The 13074-nt window shown below is 70.8% G+C and carries 13 protein-coding genes and 1 pseudogene; 7 read left to right on the forward strand and 7 right to left on the reverse strand.

Annotation, left to right across the window (positions count from 1 at the left end; all coding sequences use genetic code 11):
* The 3 genes and pseudogenes from K8638_RS34870 to K8638_RS34880 form a co-directional block, all read left to right on the forward strand.
* Window positions 1-459 (forward strand): annotated as a pseudogene (locus K8638_RS34870) (type VI secretion system tip protein VgrG); the annotation flags it as partial.
* A gap of 10 nt (window positions 460-469) precedes the next feature.
* The gene (locus K8638_RS34875) at window positions 470-1030 is read left to right on the forward strand and encodes a hypothetical protein (RefSeq protein ID WP_223759027.1); all 561 of its coding nucleotides are present in this window, start codon (window positions 470-472) and stop codon (window positions 1028-1030) included.
* Between the two features lie 248 nt (window positions 1031-1278).
* Window positions 1279-1737 carry a hypothetical protein gene (locus K8638_RS34880; protein ID WP_223759028.1) on the forward strand — a complete coding sequence of 153 codons (459 nt, stop codon included), beginning with the start codon at window positions 1279-1281 and terminating at the stop codon, window positions 1735-1737.
* A 21-nt stretch (window positions 1738-1758) separates the two neighbouring features.
* On the opposite strand, the gene K8638_RS34885 is transcribed toward K8638_RS34880, so the two are convergent.
* The 3 genes from K8638_RS34885 to K8638_RS34895 all read right to left on the reverse strand — a co-directional run bounded on the left by K8638_RS34885 (window position 1759) and on the right by K8638_RS34895 (window position 5637).
* Window positions 1759-3747 carry an ATP-dependent DNA helicase gene (locus K8638_RS34885; protein ID WP_223759029.1) on the reverse strand — a complete coding sequence of 663 codons (1989 nt, stop codon included), beginning with the start codon at window positions 3745-3747 and terminating at the stop codon, window positions 1759-1761.
* A gap of 124 nt (window positions 3748-3871) precedes the next feature.
* Window positions 3872-4645: a hypothetical protein gene (locus tag K8638_RS34890; RefSeq protein WP_223759030.1), complete on the reverse strand. Its 774-nt coding sequence runs from the start codon at window positions 4643-4645 to the stop codon at window positions 3872-3874.
* The gene (locus tag K8638_RS34895) at window positions 4642-5637 is read right to left on the reverse strand and encodes a site-2 protease family protein (protein ID WP_223759031.1); all 996 of its coding nucleotides are present in this window, start codon (window positions 5635-5637) and stop codon (window positions 4642-4644) included. Before K8638_RS34895 ends, K8638_RS34890 begins: the two co-directional genes overlap by 4 nt.
* Window positions 5638-5846: 209 nt before the next feature.
* Between K8638_RS34895 and K8638_RS34900 the strand changes: the two genes are divergently transcribed.
* From K8638_RS34900 to K8638_RS34910, 3 genes are all read left to right on the forward strand, one after another.
* Entirely contained in the window at window positions 5847-6194 is a 348-nt protein-coding gene (locus tag K8638_RS34900; RefSeq protein ID WP_223759032.1) for a hypothetical protein, read from the forward strand.
* A 97-nt stretch (window positions 6195-6291) separates the two neighbouring features.
* Window positions 6292-7095: a hypothetical protein gene (locus K8638_RS34905; RefSeq protein ID WP_223759033.1), complete on the forward strand. Its 804-nt coding sequence runs from the start codon at window positions 6292-6294 to the stop codon at window positions 7093-7095.
* Between the two features lie 48 nt (window positions 7096-7143).
* Window positions 7144-7851: an HAD family hydrolase gene (locus tag K8638_RS34910; protein WP_223759034.1), complete on the forward strand. Its 708-nt coding sequence runs from the start codon at window positions 7144-7146 to the stop codon at window positions 7849-7851.
* 59 nt (window positions 7852-7910) lie between these two features.
* Here K8638_RS34910 and K8638_RS34915 read toward each other — a convergent pair whose 3' ends face one another.
* Window positions 7911-8396, reverse strand: a complete 486-nt coding sequence (locus K8638_RS34915) for a transcriptional regulator (RefSeq protein ID WP_223759035.1) — start codon at window positions 8394-8396, stop codon at window positions 7911-7913.
* A gap of 223 nt (window positions 8397-8619) precedes the next feature.
* On the opposite strand from K8638_RS34915, the gene K8638_RS34920 reads away from it, so the two are divergent.
* Window positions 8620-9489, forward strand: coding sequence for a calcium-binding protein (locus K8638_RS34920; RefSeq protein WP_223759036.1), 870 nt, complete (start codon window positions 8620-8622; stop codon window positions 9487-9489).
* 99 nt (window positions 9490-9588) lie between these two features.
* Here K8638_RS34920 and K8638_RS34925 read toward each other — a convergent pair whose 3' ends face one another.
* From K8638_RS34925 to nirK, 3 genes are read right to left on the reverse strand one after another with little or no spacing between them, the layout of a single operon-like run.
* Window positions 9589-10200, reverse strand: coding sequence for an SCO family protein (locus K8638_RS34925; RefSeq protein ID WP_223759037.1), 612 nt, complete (start codon window positions 10198-10200; stop codon window positions 9589-9591).
* The gene (locus K8638_RS34930) at window positions 10197-11006 is read right to left on the reverse strand and encodes a formylglycine-generating enzyme family protein (protein ID WP_223759038.1); all 810 of its coding nucleotides are present in this window, start codon (window positions 11004-11006) and stop codon (window positions 10197-10199) included. Before K8638_RS34930 ends, K8638_RS34925 begins: the two co-directional genes overlap by 4 nt.
* Window positions 11003-12541, reverse strand: a complete 1539-nt coding sequence (gene nirK, locus K8638_RS34935) for a copper-containing nitrite reductase (protein WP_223759039.1) — start codon at window positions 12539-12541, stop codon at window positions 11003-11005. Before nirK ends, K8638_RS34930 begins: the two co-directional genes overlap by 4 nt.
* Between the last annotated feature and the right edge of the window lie 533 nt (window positions 12542-13074).

The raw sequence follows: 13074 nt of genomic DNA on the forward strand, positions 1-13074 counted from the left end.
GGAAAGAACGTCACCGTGCTGGTGACCCAGGGCGCCATGGAGAACGTGGGGGCCGCGAAGGCCACCACCATCGGCGGCGGCTACAGCGTCAACGTGGCGCTGGCCTGCAACGAAGCGACGGGGGGCGCAAAAGCAGAGCTGGTGGCAGGCCTCAAGGCCGAAGGCGTGGGCGGCCCGAGACAAGAAACCGTCTCGGGAGACAAGCAGCTCCACGCGGGTGGTGACGACTGGGTGGACGTGGATGGCTGTTTCACGCTGGCCATCGGCAAGGACTGGAAGGTCCAGGCCGGGGAGGGGCTCCACCTGCGCGTCGACGAGGTCCACTCGGTGCACGCGAGGTCCTTCAATTTGAACGCGGAGAGGTTCACCATCGCCGTCAACGGCAGGGTGATTCTTCAGCTGGAAGAGCCTGGACGGGCGCGTTTCTTTGGTCGCCGCCTCACCATTGAGGAGAAATAGGAGCGCGGTCATGGTCAGGTTCAAGGGGAAGCGGGTATTGATGATTCAAGGAGGCTGCGAGCTGCCCTTCGCACGGCCGATGGTGGAAGACCCCTGCCCGCCCGGTGAGCATGCCGAGCGCATCTACTTCCCAGAGGTGGACCCAGCAGAGGCCAACCCACTCAGGCGCATAGCGAAGATGAGGGATGCGGAGAACGATGCCTTCGAAATCGCCGCAGCCGAGTACAACGTCAAGAGAGGCCACATCACCCATGGACGTCAGATTTCGCGCGCCGCGACCTCCGCGGAGCTGGCAGCTGGACTGAATGGTGGCCACCAGCACGTCAAGGCCGTGTGCATCCGCTGTGGGCAGTCGCGCGAAATCGACCACGCCGCGGACAAGAGAACCACGGTCGAGTGCAAGAATCAGATGTCTCCTTATGGAGGCTCCGACCAGCTCAAGAACAATAAGACAATGCTTGAGCGAGGCATGCGGGTGTCTTACAAGCTTCCTGCGGGTCAGCGAGGAGACAGGCGCCTCCAGACGCTCACGGACGCGGGGTTTGAGCTGATCTTCATCAAGTTCGTCTAGCCGACACTCGGGAGCGCCTCATGGGAACGCCCACCTGGTTTCATTTCGCCGCGGTGCAATCAACGCCCGCGCAGCTCTTCTCCAGGGTCGAGTCACTGAGGAGGGAGCATCGCTTCAAGCCGCGTGACATGGCCCGACTGTCTCGAAACACCGAAAGCGGAGAGCTTGAGTTCCAGGAGAGCACGCTCCGTCAGGTTCATGAGGACGCGGAGGTACTGGACGCCGCGCGCACATGGGACGGGTTCGCTGTGGCCTACAACGTCCTGTCGATACAGGCGACGATGTACCTGCACTTCTGGCGCCAGGACAGAGGAGCCGGTTTCGCCGTGGAGGTGGACACCCAGGTTCCCTACCGAGAAGCTCCTGGCATGGCCGAAGGAGAGTGGCTGGAGCGGTTCATGTGTGCGTATGCCGCGACCTGTGACAGTTCCGCGTGTGCATATGGCCGGGACTGGCCTTTTTCCTTCGAGTCCCTGGAGCCCGCACGGCTCGTGGAGGAGCTGCGTGGGGGAAAGCTGCTCAAGCGTCCGCTCCCAGGCTTCTACCTGCTCTCCCCCAGCCTCCTGAGCGGGGAGGAGGTCTCCAGCCTGTTGCATGCCCAGGAAGCGGAGCTGGCGAAGCACCATCACCTGCTGCGCTACTTCCGCACGTCCACGGGACACCACGTGCTCTCGTCACTGTGCCGGAGCGACTGGTGGGCGGCCTGAAGCGTAGCCAGCCGCCCCGCGTCAGCGAATCGTCCGCACGGGCCGCACCGGGCCGTTGAACCAGCGGCTCAGCTCCACCACGTCCTCCAGCCGGCGCGCATCCGGCAGGCTGGACAGGAACACCCGGCCGTACGCCTTCGTCACGATGCGCCTGTCCAGCATCGCCACGATGCCCCGGTCCGACTGTGTGCGGATGAGCCGCCCGAAGCCCTGCCGCAGCGCCAGCGCCGCCTGCGGGAGCTGGTACGCCTCGAAGGGCTCCTCGCCCCGCTGCTGGAGCTGGTTGATTCGCGCCGCCACCAGCGGGTCCCCCGGTGATGCGAAGGGCAGCCTGTCGATGATGACCAGGCTCAGCGCGTCCCCCGGCACGTCCACGCCCTCCCAGAAGCTGTGCGCCGCGAACAGCACGCTCGGCGTCTCGCGGAAGGCCTCCAACAGCTGCTGCTTGGGCCGCTCGCCCTGGAGCAGCGCCTGGTAGGGCAGCCGCCCCGCCGTCAGCTCGTACGCGCGCACCATGTTGCGCAGCGACGTGAAGAGCACGAACGCGCGCCCCCCCGTCACCTCGCACAGCTTCAGGATTTCCTCCGCCGCCGCCTCGATGAAGCCGGGCGCCGCCGGGTCCGGCAGGTGCGTGGGCAGGTACAGCGCCGCCTGCGTCGGGAAGTCGAACGGGCTGGGCACCGCCAGCGTCCGCACCTGCGTCACCGGCTGCCCGTCCTCCCCGTACAGCCCCATGCGCTTCGCGAAGAAGTCGAAGCGGCTGTCCGCCGCCAGCGTGGCCGACGTGTACACCACCGTGTCCAGCGCGCCGTACATCCGCTCGCGCAGCTCCTTCGCCACGTCAATGGGGCTGGCGCGCAAAAAGAGCCCCTTGCCGCGCTGCTCCGCCCAGTACACGTGGTCCGCGGACTCCACCTTCTCCAGGAAGCCGAGCTGCTCCTCCAGCTCGTCGCCACGGCGCGTGACGGCCGCCAGCTCCGGCTCGCGCTCGCCCACCGTGAAGGCCGTCAGCGCGCCCAGCGCCTCGCGCACGCCCTCCAGCGCGGTGGACAGCTTCGCCATCGCCTCCGGCTTCAGTGCCACGGAGGACTCCAGCCCGGACAGCCCCAGCGCCCGCGGCGCCTGCGCGAAGAGGGCCTCCGCGCCGCTGCGCAGCCTCGCCGCCAGCGCGCGCAGCATGGCGTGGCGCGAGTCCTCCTCCTTCAGCGCCGCCACGGCGTCCCGCGCCAGCTCCTCCAGCCGGTAGTTGGACACGCTGACGCCGAAGTGGCCGCTGGCCGCGTCCTCCAGCGCGTGCGCCTCGTCGAAGATGACGGCGTCGTACCAGGGCAGCACGCCCTCGGTGCGCTTGCCGGAGCTGCGCAGCGCCAGGTCCGCGAAGAAGAGGTGGTGGTTGACCACCAGCAGGTCCGCGCCCTCCGCGCGCTTGCGCATGCGCGTGACGTGGCAGTTCTCGTACAGCGGGCACCTCGTGCCCATGCACGTCTCGGACGTGGTGGACAGCCGCGACCAGGCGCTGAAGGACTCGGGCAGGTCCAGCTCGCCGCGGTCCCCCGTCTCCGTCTCCTGCGCCCACTTCTTCAGCTTCGGCCAGTAGCGCGACTCCTCGCGAGAGGAGAACTGCGGGTCCTTGGAGAAGGCGTCGTACCGGTGCAGGCAGAGGTAGTTGCCGCGCCCCTTGAGGTACGCCGCCTCGAAGCGCAGCCCCATCTTCTCCCGCATCAGCGGCAGGTCCTTGAAGAAAATCTGGTCCTGCAGCGTCTTCGTCGCGGTGGACACCACCACCCGGCGCCCGGACAGCAGCGCGGGCACCAGGTAGGCGAGCGTCTTGCCCGTGCCCGTCCCTGCCTCGGCCAGGAGGTAGCTGCGCTCGTTGAAGGCCCGCTCCACGGCGCGCGCCATCTGGAGCTGCTCCGGGCGGTGCTCGTACCCGGGCAGCGCGGCTTCGAGCGCCCCGCCGGGACCCAGCAGGCTGTCGACGGAGTGGGACGTGGAGTGGGAGAGCGGCATCGGTACCGGGAGGAGGACGGAGGCGGCCGGACAAGATAGCAGCGCTCGCCGCTTCAGGCGCGTTTCCGTCCACGCGCCGCCCCGCGCGCGCGAAGGGCCGGCTGCTCCCCGGGGGAGCGCCGCCTCACGGGCCCGACATCAGCGCGCGCAGGTTCTGGAAGACGAGCACGGCCAGCACCACCACCACCAGGAACATCACCGCCGCCAGCACCGTCTTCATGCGCTTCTGCGTGGGAGAGGGGCCGGAGAGCTCGCCCGGCCCCGGCACCGCGAGGGTGGCCCGCCGCACCACCTCGTCCCGCCCGCGCCGGGCCATGGCGTCCTCGGGCACCCGCGCCAGCCGCAGCCGGTACAGCCGCCCCGCCATGGCCAGCTCGCCGCGCGCCATGGCCAGCGTCATCAGCCGGTCGTGCGCCTCCTCGTCCTCCCAGTGCTCGGACAGCGCCCGCCAGGCGTCCGCCAGCACGCTGGAGGGGCGGTGCTCGTCCGCGCTGAAGTTGACGTAGACGAGCCCGCACTGCGCGCAGGACTCCGCGCCCTCGCGCCGCGGCGCCACGCACTTGGGGCAGTCGCCGGCCGGCGCCTCGAAGAGCTCCTCATCGGACAGGGGCGCGCCCGGCCGCCCCGCCTGCGTCCGCACCACGCGCAGGGCCGGCGAGCTGGGGCGCGCGGGAGGCGGCGGCGCCGCTTCGGGCTCGGACGGCGGTGCGCCCGGCCCCGTCCCCTCTCTCGCCGGCGGCGAGGCGGCGGCGCCCCCCATCACCGCGGAGGAGGCCGCGGGCGCGCGGGCCCGGCTCTCCGCGCCGCAGCGGTCGCACTTCACCACGAGCACGCCCGCCTCCACCCGGAACACCTCGAGGGGAACGAGCCGCTCGCACGCCTCACACTGGAATTTCATGTCACCACCTGACGCAGGGGGATGGGCATGGCGCAACCGATGAGGGCCAGCAGGCACAACGCGCAGATGACCTTGCGCCCGGGGCTGAGCGGCTCCAGCGGCTCCACCACCTCCGGGTGCCCGAAGCCCACCAGCTTGCTCGTCACCAGCAGCCACAGGCCCCAGGACGCGGTGACGAAGACGGTGAGGAACAGCAGCACCAGCGCCACCACCCGCCCCACCCACCGCGCGCGCTGCCCCCAGAGGGCATGGGCCAGGTGCCCGCCGTCGAGCTGCCCCACCGGCATCAGGTTGAGCAGCGTGACGAGCAGACCGAACCAGCCGGCGATGACCACCGGGTGCACCAGCACGTCCTTGCCCTCGGGAATCGGGCCCAGCGCCAGCCACGTCAGGCCCCGCATCAGCAGGCTGTCCCCGAAGACGGTCTGCACGCTGTGGATGGCCTCCTCCGGCGCGGGCGGCGCGTGGGTGATTTTCGCCATGACCCAGGCGAACAAGTCACGCCCATACGCCCACAGCGAGTCGTCACCGGGGAACGGCGCGTCGAGCCGCGGCGCGTCCACCACCGTGGAGTGCGCCAGTCCCCAGAAGAGGATGGGCAGCGCCACCACCAGCCCCGCCAGCGGCCCCGCCGCGCCAATGTCCACCAGCGCGTTGCGGTGGGGGATGCGGTCCCGGATGCGGATGACGGCGCCCAGCGTGCCCACGCCCAGCACCGGCAGCGGGATGAAGTACGGCAGCGACGTGTCCACCCGGTGAATGCGCGCCAGCAGGTAGTGCCCCATCTCGTGCGAGCCGAGGATGGCCAGCAGGGACAGGCTGAAGGACAGCGCGCGCAGGGCCGCCTCGGGGGAGACCTCGCCCGGCGAGTAGGGACGCTGGAAGTGGAAGTAGAGGAGGTACGACGTGAAGGTGGTGCCCACCGTCAGCACGAGCAGCAACAGGTGTACCCAGTACCGGGGGGCGGGACGGGCAACGGGGGCGGTGTCCATGCGCGAGGGCCTCGGGGTTGGCTAGCAAGGGGAGGTGTGCATTGCAACGGGCCCCTGGCCAGCCCCACCCGGACACTCTGTCCCAGACCGACCTTGACATGGAGTCGACATCTGGTACGACCCCCCGCCGCTTGAGGTCCCATCCAACGGCCGGGCGCTTCCAAGGACGCTCAGCCACCGTTCAAGCGCCTTTTAGAGAGGGGAACGCCATGAAGAAGTTCGTCCTGTCCGCCGTTGCCGCCAGCAGCCTGGTTGCCTGCACCAGCGTGGAGAGCGCCGTTGTCTCCGGTACGGAGATCGCCTCCAATGGCGAGGCCGTCGCCGTCGTCCAGGCCAACGCCCTGGGCCTGACCGCCATCTTCCACATCATCGACATCGTCCAGAGCGACCTGGACACCGTCATCAACAAGCTGCTCATCGCCGAGGCGAAGGCCATGGGCGCCTCCAAGGTGGAGCTGCTGACCACCGGCACCACCCCCCGTCACGGCATCTACGCCCTGACCGGCCTCATCATCGGCGTGACCTCGTCCAGCGCCACCGGTGTGGCGGTGAAGTAGTCCACACCCCAGCTCACGCTGGCGGTATGCGGGAGGCCCCCTGGCGACAGGCGGGCCTCCTTGCTTTTCAGCCCTCCCCTCCCTTCTCCTCCCGCCCATGCGCTCCCGCCTCCTCCTGTCCTGTGCCCTGCTGGCCCTCACCGGTTGCTCCCGGAAGGGCGGGGACGACTCCGCCACCCTGGTTCCCCAGGTGCGGACGCGGCTGGCGGAGCGCGACGCGAAGCTCACCGGCTACCGCATCTCCGGCACGGTGAAGGAAGAGGGACAGGCGCCGGTGAGCTTCACCTTCGACTACCGCGCGCCGCAGCGCATGCGCGGCACGCTGGGCGCGCCCGCCTCGCGCACCTTCGCCTGGGACGGCACGCACCTGTTCCAGCAGCTCGACGGGGAGAAGCAGTTCAGCACCTTCAAGTCGGAGCTGCCGCCGGCGAAGCTGGCGGAGTTCCTCACGACCACCTTCGGCCCCTTCACGCCCGAGGGCTTCCGCACGCCGCTGCTGTTGCGCAGCGCCACGGCCCGCCGCGCCCAGCACCCGCGTGCCCCGGAGGCCGTGGAGCTGGTCCAGAAGCTGGAGGGCGAGGCCGCCGGCGTGGAGATGGTCTACGTGCTGCGCTGGCCCCGGCTGGATTTCCTCGCCCGGCGCACCCGTGCTCCGGACGGCACCACGGCCGAGGAGCGCATGGAGGACGAGCACTGCGACGAGAAGCTCGGGCTGTGCGTGCCGAAGCGCCTCACGCGGTGGCTGGGGGGCAGGCAGGTGGGGGAGACCGTGCTCGGCGGTGTGGAGCTGAACGTGAGCCTGCCCAACGATGCCTTCACCCTCGGCGCGCCCGAGGGGTACGAAGTGCAGTCGCGGACACTGGTGGAGTCCACTCCCGCCGCGGCGCCCACGGGCGGTTGACCGGGTTCCCATTCGTCGCCACCTTCGGGGCCGGGGGCAACGGCACATATGGTGGAAAACGTCATCTTCGACGTGGATGGGACCCTGGTGGACTCGGTGGACGAGCACGCCGAGGCCTGGCGGCGCGCCTTCCTGCACTTCGGCCGGGACATCCCCTTCGCGCACGTGCGCAGCCAGATTGGCAAGGGGGCCGACCAGCTCATCCCCGTCTTCTTCAACGACGAGGAGCTGGAGCGCTTCGGCAAGGAGCTGGAGGAGTACCGGACCCGGCTCTTCATGAGCGAGTTCCTGCCCAAGGTGCGCGCCTTCCCCCGGGTGCGCGAGCTGTTCCAGCGGCTGCGCGCGGAAGGCGTCCGCGTCGCCCTGGCCTCCAGCGCCAAGGAGGAGGAGCTGAAGCAGTACGTGAAGCTGTGCGCCATCGACGGCCTGTTCGAGACGAAGACGAACAAGGACGAGGTGGACAAGAGCAAGCCGCACCCGGACATCTTCGACGTGGCGCTGGAGCGCCTGGGCCGGCCGGACGTGCGCGCCACGGTGGTGGTGGGCGACACGCCCTATGACGCGCTCGCCGCCAACAAGCTGGGCCTGCCCACGGTGGGCGTGCTGGCCGGGGGCTTCCCTCCGGACGACCTGCGCTCCGCGGGCTGCCGCACCCTGGTGAAGGACCCGGCGGAGTTGCTCGCGCGCTTCGAGTCCTCCCCGCGCGACTGGCCCTGGAACGAGGCCGGCGCCGCCCAGACGGCCAAGGACGAGTAGCCCCGTCCGTCCCCGCGCCCCATCCCCCATGCGAGGGATGGGTGGGGACACCAACCCCGCTACCTGCGCGAGCTGCTCCGGCTGCTCTTGCGGCCGCCACTCCGGCTCCGGCTGGTGGTGCTCCGGCGGCTGACGCCGCGCGAGCCCGCCCGGGAGCGGCTGCTCGTGGAGGAGCGCTTCGCGGTGACGCGGCGCCCCGCGGTGCCACGCGCGGTGGACTTGCTGCCCGAGCGCATGGAGCGGGTGGTGCGCGTGGGCCTCCGGGTCCGGCCAGCGGCCGCGGACTTCCGCTGCGCGGCGCGCGCCTTGCCGCCCCTGCTGCCCGCCTTCCTCGCGTTCTTCCGCGCGGTGGGACGGCGGCGCGCGGCCTTGGCCTTGCTGCCGGAGCCCCCCTTCATGCCGCCACCGGTGAGCTTGTTGACGGTGGCCCAGGCGCGGGACTCCGCCGTCTTCCCGGACGTGCCGCGCTTCTCGTAGCCCTCCTCGATGTGCCGGGCCATCCGCTTCTGCTTCGCCGAGTACTTCGCCTTGCTTCCACGTGCCATGCGTTCCCTCCTGGCAGGTTCGGCGCCGGCGTGGAGCCAGCGTCGGCTGCAAGGTGGGTCGCCCCCTGCCCGTACGGAAGTGGGCATCCGGCCACGGGTGTCCACCCCGGAACGGCGGGGCCTCCGGACGCGCGCGGAAATTCCCCCCGCAACTTCTCCGCGGAGGCCGGGTTCATGGAGCCAGGGCCGGAACACACAGCACCTCGAACCCTGGAGAAAACCCATGAACCGCACGTCTGCCCACCGCCGTCTCCTCACCGCCGCGCTCTGCTTCGCCCTGCCCCTGGGGCTCGCCGCCTGTGGAGACGGCAACACCTCCGAGGAGGAGCTCCATGTCGGCGAGGCCGCCGCCTTCCTCGAGTCCTCCGAGGAGGGAGGCAGCATCGGCGCGGACGCGGTGGCGGACGCGGACACCACGACGGTGCAGTCGATTGCGGCCGAGGAGGTGGACGGCCTCAACCAGGAGCCGGTGGACACCGGCAGCGTGTGTGACTTCAGCGCCCGCCGGCAGGCGGTGCTGGAGAAGTACGACGACAACGGGGACGGCACGCTGAGCCGCGCGGAGCTGGCGGAGCTGAAGGCGGACCTGGGCGAGCGGCGCGACACCATCCGCCCGCGCCTGGCACAGGTGGGCCTGCGCGCGCGGCACTGGGCCTTCTGGCGCGTGCGCTGGGCCTTCGACGAGGACGGCAGCGGCACGCTGTCCGCCGAGGAGCGCGCCGAGCTGGTGGACGCCATGGAGGCCCGCTGCGAGCGGCTGCGCGCGGAGCGGCTGGAGCGGTTCGACACCAACGGCGACGGCAAGCTGGACGAGGCGGAGCGCCAGGCCGCGCGGCAGGCGGTGCTCGCCCGCTGGCAGGCGAAGCGCCAGGAGCTGCTGGCCACGTACGACACCAACGGCAACAACGTGCTGGACGACGGTGAGCGCCTCGCGCTGCGCCAGGACCGGATTGCCGCCGCCCAGGAGCGCCGCGCGACGCTGCTGGCCACCTACGACACCAACGGCGACGGCGTGCTGAGCACGGCGGAGGCCCTGCCGCTGCGTGAGGAAATCCAGCGCCGCATCATCGAGGGACGCGACGCCGAGGACTGACGCCTCGCTCACCGGAAGACGCGGGAGCGCGGCACCGTCAACGGATTCCCCCTGTGCCCTGCCCCGTCCCCGGGTCGCCCTCCAGGCGGCCCGGGGTTTCTACCTGGGTGACGTGAGCGCGGTGAGCCGCTCCTGGAGTCCCTCCAGCGGCGCGTCGGGCCCGGCGAGCCGCGTGTCGATGACGCCCTCCGCGTCGAGCAGCGTGATGACCGACTCGTGGTTCATCCCGCCTCCGGGCACCGTCCGGTAGCGGATGCCCAGGACGGCGGCCACGTCCCGCACACCCGCCTCGTCCGTGCGCAGCAGGCGCCAGCGCTCCGGGTCCACCCCATGCGTCCGGACCAGCCGCGTCATCGCCTCCGGGGTGTCGCGGGCGGGGTCCAGGCTGACGAGCACGATGCGGACGCGGGCCCGGGCCTCGGGCGTCATCCCCGCCGCGATGCGCTTGAGCCGCGCGAAGAGCAGCGGGCAGGCCAGGGGGCAGGTGCCGTAGAACATGCTGAGCAGCACCGGCTGTCCCCGGAAGTCCTCCAGCCGCACGGCCTGGCCATCCTGGTCCGTGAAGTCCGTCTTCAGTTGATACAGCGACAGCTCCGGCAGCGCGCGGGCCGTGCCTGCTGACTCGGCCTTCGCCGCCCGCGCGCGGGGTGGAGGCTCGGCGGCGCTCGGGGTGGCGAGTGCCAGCAGGACGGCCAGGATGTGCTTTCTCATGGTGCTCCTCCCGCCAGGTCCCGCGCGCAGCGGAACCCGAGGTTGCCTGTCGTGTATGCCGCCTGCAGCGAGCCCCGGAAGGCGAGCCGCATGAAGCTCGCGTAGTCGCCCTTCTCCCCCGAGGAGAGCGCGCCGGCCCCGCAGAAGCGGGAGGTGCCCGCGGGCGAGCCCTCCCGGCTGTCCTCGCTGACGAGCGTGTTGCCGAAGTCCAGCACCCACTCCCAGATGAGCCCGTGCAGGTCCTTCACTCCCCAGACATTGGCCTCCGTCCGCCCGACGGGCGGAAGCACGCGGGGCGTGGGCCGCGAGTACCAGCGCAGCAGCTGCTCGCGGAAGGCCTCCGTGTCGCGCGCATCCACCTCGGTCCGGCTCGCCGACGCGGCGAACTCCCACTCCGCCTCCGTGGGCAGCCGGGCGCCCCGCGCTTCGCAGTACGCCCGCGCCGCGAACCAGCTCACGCCCACCACCGGGGCGTCCGGAGCGGCGTCCGGGCCGGGCCGCAGCGGCCCCGCCCAGTGGCGCAGGTAGCCCGCGTCCGCGAAGAGCCGGGGCACCGCCCCCCGCCGCCAGGTGGGCGCCTGGCGCACGAAGGCGAGGAACTCCGCGTTCGTCACCGGCACCCGGTCCATCCAGAAGGCCGCCACCGGCACCCGTTGCTCCTCGGGGCTGGGGACGTACACGGGACGCAGCGTGCCGGGGCCGACCTTCACCATGCCGCGCGGCGGAGGCTCGGCGCGCGCGGCGGTGCCGGTGAGCCCCAGCAGCCCCGCCACGAGCGCGCCCGTCTTGAAGTGGCCCCGGCTCAATGTGCCGCTCCGGCGGGACGCGTGGTCGTGGCGCGCACCTCGGCCACCTCCGCCGCCGTGACGGCGTCGCCCCGGTTGCCCCACGTATTGCGGACGTAGGTGAGGATGTCGGCCACCTCGTCGTCGTTGAGCTGGCTCATGGGGGGCATCACCGAGTTGTACGTCTTGCCCCGGACCTGCACGGGGCCACTCATCCCGTTGAGCACGATGCCGATGGAGCGGCGCTTGTCCGCCATGAGGTAGTCCGACTGCGCCAGCGGCGGGAAGACGTCGGGCAGGCCCTGGCCCTCGTTCTGGTGGCAGACGGAGCAGGTGCCCGCGAAGAGCGTCTTGCCGGCGGCAATCTGCTCCTCGAGGGACACCTTCCCCTGGCTGCGCTTCTGCGTGGCCTGCTCGACGGCGGCCGAGGGCGTGGCCTTGTCGGCGAGGTACACCGAGTCCACCTCCTTGCCGGAGTAGACGTCCTTGCGCTCGGGGCCCTCCACCTTGAGCATTCCGAGCGCGCCCTTGTTGAAGGCACGGAAGATGGAGTGGTCCACCAGCACGTAGGTGCCCGGCGCCTCCAGGGTGAAGTCGACGATGGCCGAGCCGCCCGCGGGCACCAGCGTCGTCTGGACGTTCTCCTGGTAGCGCGTGCCGCCCTCCGTGTAGACGCGGTCGAAAATCTCTCCGATGACGTGGAAGCTGCTGACGAGGTTGGGGCCGCCGTTGCCGAAGAAGATGCGCACGCGCTCGCCCACCCGCGCCTGCAGCGCGTTGTCACCCACCAGCGCGCCCTCGGAGCCGTTGAAGAGGACGTACGTCGCGTTCTCCTCGATGGCCTTCTGCATGTCGAAGGGCTGCAGGCCCTTCTCGCGGTACTTGCCCACCGTGTAGAAGTCGCCCTGCACCACGTAGAACTCGCGGTCCACCGGCGGCAGCCCCTCGGGAGGCTCCACGAAGATGAGGCCGTACATGCCATTGGCGATGTGCATGCCCACCGGGGCCGTGGCGCAGTGGTAGATGTAGAGCCCCTGGTTGAGCGCCTTGAAGGTGAACTGGGACTCGTGGCCCGGCGCGGTGAAGCTGCTCGTCGCGCCGCCGCCGGGGCCGGTGACGGCATGCAGGTCGATGTTGTGCGGCATCTTGCTGCTCGGGTGATTGCGCAGGTGGAACTCCACCGTGTCGCCCTGGCGCACCCGGATGAACTTGCCCGGCACCTGCCCGCCGAACGTCCAGAAGGTGTAGTCCACGCCATCCGACATCCGCATCACCTTCTCCAGGACCTCCAGCTCCACGACGACGCGGGCGGGGGAGGTGCGGCGCGGCGCGGCGGGGACCGCGGGGGCGTCGGTGAGCTCGGCGTGCACCGCCGGGCCCTGGGGTGGACCGAAGTCGCCTCGCGCCGAGCCGCCCGTGTCCACAGGCGGGCTGGCCGTGGCGGACCGAGCGGCGGCGCGTGACGTGGAGCCTGTCGCGCCGTCGGCCTGCGTACACCCGACGTTCCAGCTGGCCAGGAGCAATGCGCCGATACAGCAGAGTGGGCGGGTGAGCATGTGCGACTCCTTTGCGCGCGAGCGCAAGGTGACGGGGCATGAGTCCGGGAGTGCCCTGCCAGGTGGGGTGGGACTGTCGAGGCCGGCTGCGAAGCACATGCCACCGGGCACGGCGGTGTCCTTCGCTCGGAAGCACGCCAGGCCCACGAGAGCGGCGGCGTAACCGGTGCGCTCGCGAGGACGAACGCGCGGGTTCTTGCGCGCGCACGGCGTCCTTGAAGGAAGGACGCATCCCCGGGGCCCTCGCGAGGCGGCCACGGGCGCGAGACGGAAAGCGGGCGCCGCATTCGCGCGCCGCATAGCCGACATTCCTCCGCCTCGGGTCAGACAGTGAGCGTGCCCGGCGGAGGACGGGCCTGGCGGGACAGCGCTCCTACTGACTCGCAGCGGCGGCCCTTCACGTGCGCGAGGAACAGGCGCTCGCGCGGCCTCCCGTTCAAAACATGTATTTTAAATGCATATTTTGCGCGGCCTGCTCCAGGGACCTGCCCCCACGGCGCATCTCCGCCGGACCACCGGTGGAGCGCACGGCC

It is taken from the genome of Myxococcus sp. RHSTA-1-4, from assembly GCF_020037125.1.
GTDB lineage: Bacteria > Myxococcota > Myxococcia > Myxococcales > Myxococcaceae > Myxococcus.